The 15,794-nt window shown below is 46.2% G+C and carries 11 protein-coding genes; 7 read left to right on the forward strand and 4 right to left on the reverse strand.

Annotated elements, in window-relative coordinates:
- Window positions 1–259 precede the first annotated feature (259 nt).
- Together malQ and L3V27_RS06895 are read right to left on the reverse strand one after the other, a co-directional pair.
- A complete protein-coding gene (gene malQ, locus L3V27_RS06890) occupies window positions 260–2,440 on the reverse strand; it encodes a 4-alpha-glucanotransferase (protein WP_237311407.1) in 2,181 nt (726 codons plus the stop codon).
- A 117-nt stretch (window positions 2,441–2,557) separates the two neighbouring features.
- Window positions 2,558–5,011, reverse strand: a complete 2,454-nt coding sequence (locus tag L3V27_RS06895; RefSeq protein ID WP_237311409.1) for a glycogen/starch/alpha-glucan phosphorylase — start codon at window positions 5,009–5,011, stop codon at window positions 2,558–2,560.
- A gap of 735 nt (window positions 5,012–5,746) precedes the next feature.
- On the opposite strand from L3V27_RS06895, the gene malT reads away from it, so the two are divergent.
- The 7 genes from malT (at window position 5,747) to sstT (ending at window position 14,479) form a co-directional block, all read left to right on the forward strand.
- On the forward strand, window positions 5,747–8,455 hold the full coding sequence (malT, locus tag L3V27_RS06900) for an HTH-type transcriptional regulator MalT (RefSeq protein WP_237311411.1): 2,709 nt from the start codon (window positions 5,747–5,749) through the stop codon (window positions 8,453–8,455).
- 580 nt (window positions 8,456–9,035) lie between these two features.
- Window positions 9,036–9,953: a DUF368 domain-containing protein gene (locus L3V27_RS06905; RefSeq protein WP_041853110.1), complete on the forward strand. Its 918-nt coding sequence runs from the start codon at window positions 9,036–9,038 to the stop codon at window positions 9,951–9,953.
- A 251-nt stretch (window positions 9,954–10,204) separates the two neighbouring features.
- Complete coding sequence (locus L3V27_RS06910) at window positions 10,205–10,630, forward strand: hypothetical protein (RefSeq protein WP_237311412.1); 426 nt, start codon at window positions 10,205–10,207, stop codon at window positions 10,628–10,630.
- A gap of 9 nt (window positions 10,631–10,639) precedes the next feature.
- A complete protein-coding gene (locus tag L3V27_RS06915) occupies window positions 10,640–11,254 on the forward strand; it encodes an SCO family protein (protein WP_006740812.1) in 615 nt (204 codons plus the stop codon).
- Window positions 11,244–11,552 (forward strand): PTS transporter subunit EIIB, encoded by a 309-nt coding sequence (locus L3V27_RS06920; protein ID WP_046875700.1) that lies wholly within the window; start codon window positions 11,244–11,246, stop codon window positions 11,550–11,552. The genes L3V27_RS06915 and L3V27_RS06920 overlap by 11 nt, the downstream gene beginning before the upstream one ends.
- Window positions 11,553–11,827: 275 nt before the next feature.
- The gene (gene rsgA, locus L3V27_RS06925; protein ID WP_237311413.1) at window positions 11,828–12,904 is read left to right on the forward strand and encodes a ribosome small subunit-dependent GTPase A; all 1,077 of its coding nucleotides are present in this window, start codon (window positions 11,828–11,830) and stop codon (window positions 12,902–12,904) included.
- A gap of 357 nt (window positions 12,905–13,261) precedes the next feature.
- Window positions 13,262–14,479, forward strand: coding sequence for a serine/threonine transporter SstT (gene sstT, locus L3V27_RS06930; protein ID WP_005396770.1), 1,218 nt, complete (start codon window positions 13,262–13,264; stop codon window positions 14,477–14,479).
- Window positions 14,480–14,551: 72 nt separating this feature from the next.
- Here the strand turns inward: sstT and pdxY are convergent, their stop codons facing one another.
- Window positions 14,552–15,421 carry a pyridoxal kinase PdxY gene (pdxY, locus tag L3V27_RS06935; RefSeq protein WP_237311414.1) on the reverse strand — a complete coding sequence of 290 codons (870 nt, stop codon included), beginning with the start codon at window positions 15,419–15,421 and terminating at the stop codon, window positions 14,552–14,554.
- A 101-nt stretch (window positions 15,422–15,522) separates the two neighbouring features.
- Window positions 15,523–15,711 carry an AbrB/MazE/SpoVT family DNA-binding domain-containing protein gene (locus tag L3V27_RS06940; protein ID WP_005396772.1) on the reverse strand — a complete coding sequence of 63 codons (189 nt, stop codon included), beginning with the start codon at window positions 15,709–15,711 and terminating at the stop codon, window positions 15,523–15,525.
- Window positions 15,712–15,794: the final 83 nt, after the last annotated feature.

The raw sequence follows: 15,794 nt of genomic DNA on the forward strand, positions 1-15,794 counted from the left end.
CCTTTTCAAGACCAGAAATCTGAATCAAACATCGGTTTCTCCACAGCCAACGTTGTGAACTCACAAAAGACTTCGCTTAAAACATGTATGCATCAAGCGATGTCAAAAACAAAAAATGCCCGCTATTGTCGCGGGCATAATAACGGTACTTCATCCTAACGGATTGTGTTTTCGGAATGAGTGACCTAGACGGAACTTTCGTACCTCTGAGCTAACAAAATTGGTAATCCGCTCATTCATCTACGTCACTCTACGCATCTTATTTGCTCGCCTGTGCGCGAACTTCAGTGAGGCGTTTAGAAATGCGATTCACATCTTCACGGCTGAAGATTTCATCTAGGTTCATCGACAATTTACGACGCCAGTTTGGATACTCATCCACCGTGCCAGGAATGTTGACCGGTTGATCCATTTCTAGCCAGTCTTCAAGCTGAACGCTAAGCAGTGCAGAGTCACCCGCTGCTACGTGCAGTTGCAGCGCTTCGCTTAGGTACGAGTCCATCGGTACGTACTGAGCATCATGACCAATGCCTTCTGGTAAATAGCCGTGCCAGCGAACGCTGTCTAAGATACCTTGCTTGCACTTCAAGCGATCAGCAAATAAGCCTTCCAACTGTTTTTCATCTGGGTACAGGCCAATCTCACGACCCATTTTCAAATCATCGCAGTGCCAGAAACCACGCAGGGTTGGCATGTCATGCGTACACAGTGCGGCCATCGATTGCTCTGCGTAGTGCTTCGGAGAAATGAACCCACCGTCTTCTTTCGAAGTTTCGAAGAAGAATACTTTGTATGAGTGCACACCTGCATCGCGTAGGATATCGACGATTTCATCTGGCACAGTACCCAAGTCTTCACCAATCACTGAACACTGATGACGGTGTGACTCAAGCGCTAGGATTGCGAGCATGTCTTCCACTGGGTAGTACAAGTACGCGCCTTCTGTCGCCTTCTCGCCTTTTGGAATCCACCAAAGGCGAAGCAGGCCAAGCACGTGGTCGATACGCAATGCACCACAATGCTTCATGTTGGCACGTAGCAACTTGATGTACGCGTCGTAGCCAGTCGCTTCTAAAACTTGAGGGTTAAGCGGAGGCAGACCCCAGTTTTGACCCAGAGGACCAAGTACATCCGGCGGCGCACCGATGCTGGCGTCTAGCACTAAGTTACCGTCGTCGGCCCATGTTTCGCTACCTGAGTCGGCGACACCGACAGCAAGGTCGCGGTACAAGCCCACAGCCATGCCTTTTTCTTCTGCCAGTGACTGCGCTTCTTTAATTTGATCGTCTGCGATCCACTGTAAGTACATGTACAAGTGAACGCGGTCTTGATTGTCTTTGATGTATTTCTGAGTGCCGGCTGCGTCGAATGTGCGGTATTTATCAGGGAATACAGGCCAACCCCACATGTTTGAATCTTCTGCGTGTAAATCCGCATGAAGCGCATCGAATGCAGCTTGGTGTAACAAGCTGTCGCCGCCTTTTTCGACAAAATCCAAGAATGCACGAGCGCGGTCGGTGTTTTTGTCTAAATGGCGAGCTTTAAACTCACTAAACAGCAGCGGAAGAACGCTCATTTTCAGTTGCGAAACTTCTGTGTAGTTCACCCAATGAGAGTCACGTGCTTTTTGTAGACGCTGTTGAAACTCTGCACTGCCAACACGTTGCTGAGCTTCAGCACTCAGTGCGAATTCAGGTACAGAACTTACGTCGATGTACATGATATTCAACCAACGACGAGAAGACGGGCTGTATGGGCTCGCGCCTTCTGGGTTCGCTGGGAACAGTGAGTGAATCGGGTTCAAACCAATGAAGTCACCGCCACGAGAAGCGATATCGCTCACCAACTGTTTTAGGTCACCAAAATCACCAATACCCCAGTTGTGCTGAGTACGCAGTGTGTAAAGCTGGATACTAGGACCCCATAGCTTTTTATGTTGGTTTAGATCGTCTTGTTTGAAACACGCTTTCGGCGTGATGATCAATGACATCTCGTAAGGCGTTTTACGACGCTTACGGCTGACAATCAATTTGTGATAACCCCAAGCCAAGTTCTTTGGCAATGCAAACACTAGAGGGCCACCCTCAGCACGCTCATCACGAACAATTTGGGACTGAAGATAGCCTTCAAGTACCTCTCCTTGTTCTGTTTCTAAACGCCAGCTGAATTCACTCTCACGAGCACTCGTACCTAGGTTTAGTTCCACTTCGACTGGTTCGCCGTCGCGTAAAACAAGAACAGGGGCTAGTACGTCTTTTTTATGTTTCTTTTCAGCAGAAGCCAATAGTTTTTCATCGCTGCTAGTATCGTAGCCAAGCGAAGCGAGCAAGCGGCGTAGCGTCTCCTCAGACACTTTTGCCTCATCTCCCCAAGCACTGACATAGCTATCAGCCAATCTCGCCATTTCCGCGACTTTCTTTAATGCTGTTTGTTCTTTCATCGCTTTCTCCGAAGGTAATACCAACACCTTCCATGTAGGGTTTTATTGTTATCAATAACTTCTTTTGGAAAATGACCAAAGGTAGCGCTTGGCTACCTTGGTCTTAACTCTGTTCTATTAACGGTGAACCGCTTTTAGTTTCCAGATGTTGTTCACATAGTCGCGAATTGAGCGATCTGAGGTGAACTTGCCGACAAGGGCGGTATTAAGAATGGCTTTCTTCGCCCAGCCAGCTTGGTCTTTGTATTGTTCGCTCATGTCTTCGTGCGCTTTCACGTAAGATGCGAAGTCCGCAAGACATAAGTACGGGTCACCACCATCTAGTAGGCTGTCGTACGTTGCACGCAGTAAGCCTGGTTGACCTGGAGTGAATTCTTCACCCAGTAGTAGGTCCATAGACGCTTTGAGTAGGTGATCCGCATTGTAGTAATCAAATGGGTTGTAACCTTGAGCTTTCAGCGCTTTCACACCTTCAACGTCTAGACCGAAGATGTAGATGTTCTCATCGCCTACTTCTTCACGAATCTCAACGTTAGCACCATCCATCGTACCGATCGTTAGGGCACCGTTAAGCGCCATCTTCATGTTACCAGTACCTGATGCTTCTTTACCCGCAAGTGAAATTTGTTGTGATACGTCCGCCGCAGGAATAATAATTTCAGCCATGCTCACACGGTAATCAGGAATGAAGACCACTTTCAGCTTGTTGCCGATGCGAGGGTCGTTGTTCACTTTCTCAGCAATCTTGTTAATAGCGAAAATGATTTCTTTCGCTAGGTGGTACCCCGGTGCCGCTTTCGCTGCGAAGAACACAACGCGAGGCACACATTCGAAGCCTGGTTCGTTAATAATGCGATGGTACAGAGACAGTACGTGTAGAAGGTCTAAGTGCTGGCGCTTGTACTCGTGCAGACGCTTGATTTGAACATCGAAGATCGCATTAGTATCGAGTTCGATACCCATGTTCTCTTTCACCCAGTTAGCTAGGCGTTCTTTGTTCTCTTTCTTCACTGCCATGAATTCTTTCTGGAATTTCTCGTCAGTGGCGTACTTAGCGATGCCTTCTAGTTGCTCTAGTTTCGCAGGCCATTCTGGGCCGACTTTCTCTGTGATTAGCTTAGAAAGACCTGGGTTACAGAACTTCAACCAACGACGTGGCGTAATACCGTTCGTTACGTTGTGTAGACGTGTTGGGTACATTTCGTGGAACTCTGGGAACAGGTCTTTCTTAACCAATTCAGAGTGAAGTGCCGCTACACCGTTTACTGCGTAAGAGCCAATTACACATAGGTTTGCCATGCGAACCATGCGGTGGAAACCTTCTTCGATGATAGAAAGCTTCTGTTGTTTCGCAACATCACCCGGCCACATTGCACGTACGTCTTGTAGGAAGCGGTGGTTGATCTCGTAAATGATCTCCATGTGACGTGGTAGTAGGTGCTGAATTAGCGACTCTGGCCATGTCTCTAGTGCTTCTGGAAGTAGCGTGTGGTTTGTGTACGCGAATGTTTGAGAGCTGATTTCCCAAGCCGCTTCCCAAGTTAGACCTTTTTCGTCCATCAGGATGCGCATTAGCTCAGGAATCGCAATCGTTGGGTGCGTATCGTTAAGCTGGATAGTCTCTTGCTTCGGTAGATCCGCTAGCGAGTAGCCAGCTGCTTCGTGGCGACGTAGGATGTCACGTACAGACGCAGCTGAGTGGAAGTACTGTTGCATTAGACGAAGTGTTTTACCTTTCTCGTGGTTGTCATTCGGGTAAAGCACTTTAGTGATGTTGCCTGCGTCGATCAGTGCGTGCTGCGCTTCGAAGTAGTCACCGTTGTTAAAACTTGCTAGCGAGAATGGTGCAATTGCCTGACATTCCCAAAGACGTAGCGGGTAAACCGTGTCTGATTCGTAACCCACAATTGGTAGATCCCAAGGCATTGCTCTTACAGACATGCCAGGAACCCATTTGCGAACTTCTTTACCGTTCTCGTTAACCACTTCAACGTGACCGTAGAAACCGATCTCTTGTGCAAGTTCTGGACGAGCAATTTCCCAAGGGTAGCCTTCTATACCACGCCATGCGTCAGGTGCTTCTTGCTGGCGACCATCTTTGAAAGACTGTTTGAACAAACCGTATTCGTAGTGCAAGCCGTAACCGACGGTTGGGAATTCTTGTGCCGCACATGAATCCATGAAACATGCCGCTAGACGACCAAGACCACCGTTACCCAATGATGGGTCACGTTCTTCTTCTAGCAGGTCAGTTAGGTTGTAACCCAGTTCAGCCATTGCTTCTGTTACTTGTTCGTACAAACCCATGCTGATTAGGTTGTTACCCGTCAAACGACCGATAAGGAATTCTAGCGAAAGGTAGTTAACGCTCTTCGCACTTTTAATGCGTGGATCTTCTTCAGTAGCAAGCAAATCTAAAGTAGTGAACTCAGCCAGTGCATGACCCATTGCTAGGTACCAAGCTCGGCTGTCTGCGTTTTCAATCGTGTGAGCGTAAGTTACAGATAGGTGTTTCTTTACGCTTTCTTGGAACGACTTCTTGTCAAATTGTTTTTGTTGAGTAGGTTTCATTACGAAATTCTCACGTCTTTTGGTAATTCATCTGCCATACATCGTGCATTTACCTCTGTGAATAAACATCCTCCTAATTCTCCTCCTTTGAAGGAGGAGGGCTGAGGGCGTAGAGGGGGTACCATTGCTAGGTTAGTGATCCAAATCTCAACAAAGTGAGCTTTGCTCCAGTTCTTAGTGATTTTGATCACAATGGAATATGAGAAAGGTTAAAACCCGTTCATGACGCTTTTTATAGCCCACTCATCTGATGATGTGAAAATTGTAATATTGGTCACATTAACTTGGTTAACATGGAAAGATTTTTCATAATCGATGTGCAACGAGATCTTAATACACTCGACACAAAAGATATTTAAGTGACAAGAATCACAAATAAAGGGCGTAGTTGATGGTAAATCCATCAACCCTTGAGAATTAGGAAGTGGATCAAAGTAACGGACATTTCTGATGTCGTAACATCCCACACGGCTCACAGGATTGTACGCTTTTTATACAAACTAGAATTAGGCGGTGTGAGTTATTTCTAGTTTTCGCTAGCTTTTATATCTAAGTGACCGTATGGAATGGTTTTTCAGACGGATGCAAGCCCCAACAAGAGGCGACATCAACCGGCATTCAAGCAGTTTTTGATGCTGATGACATCATTCAGTAAGACGAAGCTTTCGAGGGGGCCTTACTGAAATGATCATGTCGCAATCACTTGGGTATACATAAATAAGGACATAATTACTAATGTGGATTCCATCTAAGCTTACTCGACCAGGACGCCTGCACAATGCCATCGTGCGCCCACGAGTGTTGGACTTACTACAGCAAGCGCCTTACTACAAATTGGTTTTATTCCGCTCCCCTGCAGGTTACGGAAAAACCACCATGGCAGCGCAGTGGCTATCCGATAAACCAAACGTCGGTTGGTACAGCATTGATGACAGCGATAACGACGGCTTTCGTTTTGTGAACTACCTGCTTCAAGCATTAAACAAAGCCACCAACTTCAGTTGCTCTAACGCACAAAAACTGGCGGAAAAACGCCAGATCTCTTCTCTACGTTCTTTATTCAGCGAAGTATTCGCGGAAATGGCTGATTTTCATCAAGAGTGCTACGTGGTGCTGGATGACTATCACTTGATCACCAACGATGAAATTCATGAATCCATGCGTTTCTTCTTAAAACACATGCCAGACAACCTCACCGTTGTGGTAACAAGTCGTGCAGCGCCGCCTCTGGGTACTGCAAACTTACGTGTTCGTGATTTAATGATCGAAATCGGCAACGAGATGTTGGCGTTCGATACCGAAGAAACGACTCGCTTCTTTAATCAGCGTATTGCCGATGGCATCGACGAAGACATGGCAAACAGCCTCAGAACCTATGTGGAAGGTTGGCCATCGGCGATGCAGTTGATCGCGTTACAAGCGCAACATCAAAACCGCACATTGGCGCAAACCGTAGAGTCGGTATCACAGTTCAATCACGCGCATTTGTGGGATTATCTGGTCGAAGAAGTATTTGACCTACTCGATCACGAAACTCGTCATTTCTTGATGCAAGTTTCCGTGCTTGACCACTTCAATGATGAGTTGGTGTTTGCCCTCACCCAACGCGAAGATGCGCTTGGTTTGATCGAATCATTAAACCGCTACGGCTTATTCATCTACCCACTCGAAGGGGAGCAAAACTGGTTCCGATTCCATAACTTATTTGGCGAGTTTTTGTCTCATGAGCGCCAAGCGCGTATTCCTCAGCAAGAAAAAGATCTCCACCGCAATGCAGCTGTTGCCTGGTTACAACAAAAAGCACCGCACCAAGCGATTCACCATGCACAAAAGTCGAACGATAAAGACTTGGTGGTAGAAATTCTAAACGAATTCGGCTGGAAGATGTTTAACCAAGGCGAGCTCAGCACACTGGAAAGCTCAATTAATAAGTTGGATGCTGAGCTTCTGTTCAGCCACCCAAAACTTACGATGCTCCGAGCTTGGTTGGCTCAAAGTCAACACCGTTATAACCAAGTAGGCCACCTGCTTGAAGAAGCGGAAGAGGAGCATAAAAAGCGTAACATTGAGTTGGATATTCATTATCAAGGTCAAGCAAACGCGCTGCTTGCTCAAGTAGCTATCAACAGCAACCAGCCAGAGAAAGCACTCGAATTAGCGGAGCTAGCACTTAGCCAACTTGATAACACGATTTACCGTAGCCGCATTGTGGCAACTTCGGTTGTTGGCGAAGTTAACCACGTGCTAGGTAAACTCGACCGCGCGTTACCGATGATGCAACAAACCGAAAAATTGGCGCGTCAGTACCAAGTTTACCACCAAGCGTTATGGGCGATTTTACAACAAAGCGAGATTTTGATTGCGCAAGGTTACGTACAAGCCGCCTTTGAGCTGCAAGATTCCGCATTCCGCCTGATTGAAGATCAGCAACTTCAACATGTTCCTCTGCACGAGTTTTTGCTGCGTATTCGAGCGCAAGTGCTTTGGTGCTGGAACCGACTTGATGAAGCAGAAGAATGTGCCTACCGAGGTCTGCAAATTCTCGAAAACCATTCGCCAAGTAAGCACTTACACAGCTACTCGATGCTGGCGCGTATTGCGGTTGGCCGTGGCGAGCTAGACAAAGCCGGTAAATTCATTGAGCACATTCAACATTTGATGAAGCAGTCGACTTACCACGTAGATTGGACAGCAAACGCTTCACTATCGTTGATCCTGTTTTGGCAAGCGCGCGGGAATACCGATGCAATGCAAGAATGGCTCAACACTGCAGTTCGTCCTGAATCGGCATGCAACCACTTTTCACAATTGCAATGGCGTAACATTGCACGCGCACACATCAACTTAGGTCAATATACCGAAGCGCGCACAGCATTGGATTTCCTCCAAAGTGAAGCTCGTCGAACCAACCTGATCACAGATACTAATCGCAACTTAGTGGTCGAAGCGGTGTTTGCTGCTCGCCAAAAAGACGAAGAGCAAGCAAAAGCATTGCTAAAAGAAGCGTTAGTGATGACAAACCAGACGGGGATGGTAGGTAATTTCCTCATTGATGGCGCCACCATTGGCGGACTACTGGAGAAGTTAAGCCTCCGCCATGAGTTAGGCGATCTAGAACGTCACCGCGCTCAACAATTGATGAAGGATATTTCCTCCAATCAGCGCAGCCGCTCTATTCACTTTGATGAAGACTTCATTGAGAAGCTGGTAAACCACCCTAACGTACCGGAACTGGTTCGCACAAGCCCACTGACTCAACGTGAGTGGCAGGTGCTTGGTTTGATTTATTCTGGTTTCAGTAATGAGCAAATCGCGCAAGAGCTTGATGTGGCAGGCACCACGATTAAAACCCACATTCGCAACTTGTACCAAAAGCTCAATATCGCCAATCGTAAAGAAGCCATTGTGACAGCTGAAAATTTACTCCAGTTGATGGGGTACTGATCAGCTCGAGAAAACAGATTAAAACCTAAAGTGAAATACAAGGGGTTGGCGTGATGAGTCAGCCCTTTTTTATGAGTCTAGAACGAGGGAAGTGCAATTTGCAAAGCACGTAAGTAACGTTGTTCATATAAAAAAATAGCCAACCGCAATAATCGCGATTGGCTTATATTTAGTGTGAACAAATTGTATTCACTAACAACGTCAGTTGGCTAGGTGACCCTCGGCTTAAGAAGGGTCGAGCAGTATTATGCATTAATCATGCCAAAATGCAAAGACTTATTTTTGGGCACAGGATCTCATATAAAGTGAATTTGTCTATATAAAATTTAGCAAAACGCAAATTTAATTATCAAATTGCATTTGCATAATGCAACAAACGTAGCCATTGATAGTACAGTTAATCATCTCAATAATGTAAACCAAATATTAAGAGATCGTTGCATTGGAATCACCTCATAACCTGTAACAAAAATAAGCAATTACTTGGATATAAAACCCAGTAGCTACAGCACTATTTCATACTTTTTTCGTCGCAATGTTTGTATACTCTGTGCCATCGAAACGACTTAGCATTAGAGCAATGAACTACTTAATTACTTTCTTCAAAGGAATCGCCATGGGCGCAGCAGATGTTGTTCCTGGCGTATCAGGCGGCACCATCGCGTTTATCACCGGCATTTACGATACGCTGCTTGAGAGCATTCGACGCATTAACCCATCACTTTTCTCTATTTGGCGAAAAAAAGGGGTTAAAGCCGCCTTTAATCACATCAACGGTTTCTTCCTTATCGCTCTGTTTGCCGGTATTTTCACCAGCATTGCTACGCTAGCAAAGTTGATCACTTGGCTTCTTGACACACACCCCATCCCACTTTGGTCATTTTTCTTTGGTCTGATTTTGGTATCGGTCTATCACATTATTCGTCAGGTTGAACAACGTGATCTTATCCGCTTCGTGACTTTACTTGTTGGTGTCGGGTTTGCTTACAGCATCACCGTGCTTAAACCTCTGCACATGGAACCAACGGCCATTAACACATTGTTCGCTGGTGCTATCGCGATTTGCGCGATGATCTTACCGGGCATCTCTGGCAGCTTTATCTTGTTATTGATTGGGATGTATGCGCCAGTATTAGCCGCCGTGAAAGGTTTCCAAGTCGATACATTGGCGCTGTTTTTGTCAGGTTGTGTGATTGGTTTGCTGTCCTTTTCGCATCTATTGTCGTGGTTACTACGCAAGTTCCGCGATTTCACTCTGATGTTTTTGACAGGCTTAATGATTGGTACGTTACCAAAAATTTGGCCTTGGAAAGAAACCATCACTTGGCGTACCAATTCCAAGGGTGAGCAAGTGCCCTTGCTACAACACAACCTATCACCATTTGAATTTGAACACGTGACATCACAACCTTCTCAGTTAGTGCTTGCCGTTGTGATGATGCTTGCTGCCATTGCGCTGGTTTTGAGTCTCGAAAAATTTGCAGATTCAGACAAGTAACTGCGGTATCAAATCAATACGGAATCAACAAACAAGAACGGAGCCAATTGGCTTCGTTCTTGTTTGTTGGCAAAGAGAAAATCATCGCAATTGAAAATCTTTATGGGCTTGATTCAACAACCCCTACACCGCGCGGTTATTTTGATCTCTGTCATCGAGGCACAACGCACAATTTATCTAGGCCACGAGTTGGCGAATGACGCTTCTGTGCTACGATGCAGGTAATGTTAAGTGATAAATGCTGAACCTTAATGAAAGTGTTACAAATCGCCGCTGTTTCAGCCGCACTGGTTGCGGGATTTTATGCCCCGACGTTACTAAAAAGCTTTTCTTCATCCACTCCGATCAAATCGATAGATGAGTATTGCTTTCTCTCTACTGCCTCGTGCGTTCAAGAGAATGTTACGATGACGCTCAACGCAGATACTGCTCAACCCTTGGTCCCTACTACTCTGAATGTTGAGTGGCGCACAAGCGATGCTGAGCAACTCGTCCTAAGCCTTTCAGGAAGAGAAATGGAGATGGGAGAACCCAAGTTTTTACTGAAGCAAGTCGCTCCCGGTCGATATCAAGGTGACATCATTCTGCCGGTTTGCACTCAAGACGCCATGACCTGGGTTGGTGAACTCAGTGATGGAGAGAGTACCGTTTACCCTGCTATAAAAATGCAAAGATAAGGAATCGTTATGAGCCGCAATTGGTCCCTATTTCTCGTAGTTGCTTTCGCCCTCGGGTTTGGCGTAAAAAGCTATTTAGATAATCAGAAAACGAAGCCAGAGCAAGTGGATAGTTCCACGTCTCAACAAACGGTATTGTTTGGGGAAAATAACCAAGCCGTCAATATCTTCGATGTGAATGACCCTCGCATTCGAGTCGTCTATTTTGGTTTTACTCGCTGCCCGGATGTTTGCCCAACTTCGCTTGCTATGCTAGCAGGAGCCCTAAATCAGATCGATGAAGCGCAAAAAGCGCAACTGCGCCCAATGTTCATTTCTTTAGATCCAGAGCGTGATGAGGCCGATGCCTCGGCGAAATATGCCCATTACTTCCATCCAATGATTGAAGGCCTATCGGCACCGCTTGATGTAACCACACCTTTGGCACACAACTATGGTGTTATTTTCCGCAAAACCGAATTGGAAGGCTCGGAGCTCAAATACACGCTTGATCACAGCTCTTACTTTTACTTCTTGAAGCCGGATGGCACGTTAATCACCAAGGTACCGCATACACTCTCGCCGGCACCGATTGTTGAAGCCATTTCAAAACTGACGACTGAAGGCTCCTCAAATGACAGTTAAGTCAGTGCTGAAACAGTTTTTCAGTTTCCTAACTCAAACCAACCCCAATGTCGAACAAGACGTCGATACGATCATTGACGCCATTGGGGGGATAGAAAACCTGCTAGAAACTGGGGCATGCGCGACTCGGCTGCGTCTTACCCTTAGAACGACGTCCATCATCGATAAAAATGCACTCAAAAATCATGGCGCGCATGGCGTCGTGATACTGGATGAGCGTCATGTCCAAATCATATACGGCTTAAAAGCCAACACGTATTCGCAGATAATGGAAGAGCGCATCAACAAACAAAGCTAATATTTTCGCTGTATAGCTACCCTCTAAGAAAAAGGGCGGTTATACTCTCTTGGCTTAATTAATTCACTTATTTATTAACCAACGAAGAGGACACATGATGATTGTATTGAATAACACTAACTGGGCATCGCAAGGGTAACCCTAACCGCACCAATTGCGTGGCATAGCCACAACTCCCCTTCTCTGCCCGGTCTTCACCGGGGTCAACTCTATCCGAATTAGACCCTAATGCGATTTGTATTACGGCGCTTTTTTGCGTCTGGGATAATTCAACAATGAATCAAACACATACTTTTTGTGACACATTAATTTCAACTTCAAACCCACTAAAACGATTGGGTTGGAAACCATTTTTTCAGCAACAACTGACACTAGACGATTACGACGACACTATCTTTGCACGTGTGATTGCGCATCACCGAAGTGGTTACCTATTGGCGACAGAAACGGGGCAAGTCCACCTCAATGCCCACCACTCTCTGCCTAATATGACCGTCGGAGACTGGGTTATCTTAAATGACGATCAGCAATTTGTTCGCTTACTGGATCGCTTGAGCCTCTTTAGCCGCAAAGCAGCAGGCAGCAAAGTGGCAGAGCAGCTCATCGCCGCAAATGTGGATACCGTTTTTATCGTCTGTTCCCTTAACGACGACTTCAATTTAAGTCGTATTGAACGCTATCTCGCCTTGGCTCATGAAGCCGAAGTCGAACCCGTCATCGTGCTTTCCAAAGCCGATTTGTGTGACAACATTGATGAACTAAAAAGCCAAGTACAGAAGCTCGACCCTCTATTAGTCATAGAGACAGTCAACGGCTTAGAAACAGAGAGTGCTTCTACACTCATGAGCTGGTGCGAAGAAGGACAAACCGTCGCTTTTATCGGTTCTTCAGGCGTTGGCAAATCAACTCTTGTGAATGCATTACTCGGGCAGCAAGAACAGGCGACTGGGCATATTCGTGAAGACGATAGCAAAGGGCGACATACAACCACATCGCGCTCTATCCATCTATTACCTGATGGCGGCATCTTGATTGATACTCCGGGAATGCGCGAGCTTCAACTAGCAGACTGCGAAGTGGGCGTCAGTGAAGCATTTTCTGACATTGAGGGTCTCGCTCAACGTTGTCGCTTTGGTGATTGCCAGCATCAAACTGAGCCGGGTTGCGCAGTTCAAGCTGCGATTGAAAATGGCACACTGGAGGTTCGTCGTTTCAATAACTATCAAAAACTATTGCGAGAACAAGCCTTTAACGGCGCGACTTTGGCAGAACAACGAGCTCAAAGTCGACAGTTCGGGAAACTCACTCGAAATGCCATGAGTGATAAGCGCAGGCGCCAACAAAGTTATTGATTTGTTACGTTTGAGTTGTCAATAAAATCAAAGGAGACGAAAGTCTCCTTTTTAACAACTTTATTAAAAACCATTACTCATAACTAATGATAATTTTCAACATAAAAATCTTATTTAAATAACATTGAGCAAACATTTAATCCAAAAACAAACTAAAACTAGACACAAAATATTACCAAGCTAAGATATGTGATATTCAGCAAGAAAATGGCTGAATTTATAAAAACAGGATAATTGATAATCATGTGTCTTAGTGACCAGAAGCAATGCTCACCCCTTGCAATACAAGGGCATTATCGCCGTGTAATGATGGACTATTGCCCTGCTCGCTCTGGCATAAAATTGCAGGAATGATGTATGCAACACAACAGCCTCGTTGCCCGATTTGCTCGTGGTAACCTCGTCGTCCAGATCCTTGTCGGTATTGTCTTTGGTATTTTGCTCGCCACAATTTCCCCAAGCCATGCCGAAAGTGCAGGATTAATTGGTAGCCTTTTTGTTGGTGCTCTTAAAGCGATCGCGCCAATCCTTGTGTTTATTTTGGTTGCCGCTTCAATTGCGAACCAAAAGAAAAACCAGCACACGTACATGCGTCCAATCGTTGTACTGTACCTGATGGGTACGTTCTTCGCGGCGCTATCAGCAGTGGTTCTAAGCTTCCTTTTCCCGACCAATTTAACGCTTGTCACCGGCGCTGAAGGTGCAACGCCGCCTCAAGGTATTGCTGAAATTCTACGCACACTGTTGTTTAAACTGGTCGACAACCCAGTAAATGCACTAGTAGAAGCAAACTACATCGGCATTCTTGCTTGGGGTGTGGGTCTGGGTCTTGCGCTACACCACGCATCTGCAACAACGAAAGCCGTGTTTGAAGATCTCAGCCACAGCGTGTCTCACATTGTTCGCTTTATCATTCGTCTTGCACCATTTGGTATCTTTGGCCTAGTTGCTTCAACGTTCGCAACAACAGGCTTTAGCGCACTAGCAAGCTACGCACACCTTCTGGCGGTTCTTCTTGGCGCTATGATGATCATCGCACTCGTTGTAAACCCGGCGATCGTGTTCGTTAAAACTAAGCAAAACCCTTACCCACTTGTATTCCGTTGCCTACGTGAAAGTGGTGTAACCGCGTTCTTCACTCGTTCAAGTGCGGCGAATATCCCAGTAAACATGGCACTATGTGAGAAGCTAAAACTGGACGAAGATACGTACTCAGTATCTATCCCACTAGGTGCGACCATTAACATGGCTGGTGCTGCAATCACTATCACAACGCTAACGCTTGCAGCAGTGCACACTATGGGTATTGAAGTTGATCTACTGACTGCGCTACTGCTAAGTATTGTGGCTGCGGTTTCTGCATGTGGCGCATCAGGTGTTGCAGGTGGCTCGCTACTACTTATCCCACTTGCGTGTGGTCTGTTTGGTATCTCAAACGACGTAGCAATGCAGGTTGTAGCGGTTGGCTTCATCATCGGCGTGATTCAAGACTCTGCTGAAACTGCACTAAACAGTTCAACAGACGTTGTCTTCACAGCAGCAGTTTGTAAATCAGAACAGCAAAAAGCTCAGTAAGACTGACAGAACAAATAGAAAGGGGAGCCGATGATGGCTCCCCTTTTTTATATACTAATTATTTGCGCTCAATTACGCGGTGGCCAGAGCCACCTCTTCAATTGAGAAATGCTTACTTGGCTCAACAAACTCTTGCTGTGCCGCGATAGTTTGCAGCTCCCACTCCCCTGCATGGTAAGTGGCGCTTAATACCCCGTAACACGCGTCATGGCAGTGTTGGAAAGCTTGTTTAGGAGACCAACCCTTCAATAATCCAGCGGTGAAGATCGCCGAAATAAGGTCGCCTACACCCACAGGTTGTTTGGCAAACTCAAACTGAGGGCGCTTCGCTAAGTAAATGCCTTCTTGCGTTGCCAGTAACATGTTGAAGCTGCCATTCTCTAGGCAGTAAAGGTGCTTAACTAGCACAACTTTTGGACCTTTCGCTAGTGCACGTTGGCATGCCGTGATCGCATCGTCTAACGAGTGGATTTCCATCTCTGCAAATTGGCTTAGCTCGAACTGGTTAGGCACGATCACATCTGCCATTGGCATCAGACGGTTTAACAAGTTTTCTGCAATACCCGGCGCCACAATACAGCCTTTGTCTGGCGCGCCCATCACAGGGTCGCAAACATAAAGTGCCTTCGGGTTCGCTTGCTTCACCTTCGTCACAGTTTCTTCAACAGCAAGGCACTGCTCTGCGCTGCCTTGGTAGCCCGTCAACACCGCTTGGCACTTTTCCAATGCACCGATGTTACTAAGACCACGAACTAACTCGCTGATGTCTTCAGCCGCAAACGTTCGCCCAGTCCAGCCTTCTTGATACTGCGTGTGGTTAGAAAATTGAACGGTATGAATCGGCCATACTTCGAAGCCCATGCGTTGCATTGGGAAAACGGCACTGCTGTTACCAGCATGACCAAAAGAAACATGAGATTGTATAGAGAGGATACCTTGCATAGTACCTTACCTCTTATTGTTGTTATCGATAGTTCAAAGACAGCGGCAAGCGCCAGTTTTGCGAAACCAGTAGTGTATCCGACAAACCAAGATTCTCTAACTCAATTCTCGTTAACTTCTTCAGAGTAAGTTGGAGCGCTGGTTTTCAACACCATCTTCTTGATTTCCATTTTGTCTTTATTCAGTGCGATTTCTAGGGTATCTCCTTCCCTTATCCCGAGTTGAGTCAGGATTACGCTTGGAATGACTACGGCGGTATCGTCACCGATTTTAACAGGTTGACTTATCATCTTTCGTCCTCCAAATGTCGAAAATGAGTTTTCACATCATTGGATATTTATTCCCAAGAGCCTTGTTCTGACTTGGGCTTGGC

The sequence above is a fragment of the Vibrio sp. J2-3(2022) genome (genome assembly GCF_021725735.1).
Taxonomy (GTDB): domain Bacteria; phylum Pseudomonadota; class Gammaproteobacteria; order Enterobacterales; family Vibrionaceae; genus Vibrio; species Vibrio diabolicus.

Excerpts from the sequence above, each read along its gene's own strand:
- L3V27_RS06895 (WP_237311409.1), bottom strand. The coding sequence starts at position 5,011 with ATGAAACCTACTCAACAAAAACAATTTGACAAGAAGTCGTTCCAAGAA.
- L3V27_RS06905 (WP_041853110.1), top strand. The coding sequence starts at position 9,036 with ATGAACTACTTAATTACTTTCTTCAAAGGAATCGCCATGGGCGCAGCA.
- L3V27_RS06920 (WP_046875700.1), top strand. The coding sequence starts at position 11,244 with ATGACAGTTAAGTCAGTGCTGAAACAGTTTTTCAGTTTCCTAACTCAA.
- rsgA (WP_237311413.1), top strand. The coding sequence starts at position 11,828 with ATGAATCAAACACATACTTTTTGTGACACATTAATTTCAACTTCAAAC.
- sstT (WP_005396770.1), top strand. The coding sequence starts at position 13,262 with ATGCAACACAACAGCCTCGTTGCCCGATTTGCTCGTGGTAACCTCGTC.
- malQ (WP_237311407.1), bottom strand. The coding sequence starts at position 2,440 with ATGAAAGAACAAACAGCATTAAAGAAAGTCGCGGAAATGGCGAGATTG.
- L3V27_RS06910 (WP_237311412.1), top strand. The coding sequence starts at position 10,205 with ATGAAAGTGTTACAAATCGCCGCTGTTTCAGCCGCACTGGTTGCGGGA.
- L3V27_RS06940 (WP_005396772.1), bottom strand. The coding sequence starts at position 15,711 with ATGATAAGTCAACCTGTTAAAATCGGTGACGATACCGCCGTAGTCATT.
- pdxY (WP_237311414.1), bottom strand. The coding sequence starts at position 15,421 with ATGCAAGGTATCCTCTCTATACAATCTCATGTTTCTTTTGGTCATGCT.
- L3V27_RS06915 (WP_006740812.1), top strand. The coding sequence starts at position 10,640 with ATGAGCCGCAATTGGTCCCTATTTCTCGTAGTTGCTTTCGCCCTCGGG.
- malT (WP_237311411.1), top strand. The coding sequence starts at position 5,747 with ATGTGGATTCCATCTAAGCTTACTCGACCAGGACGCCTGCACAATGCC.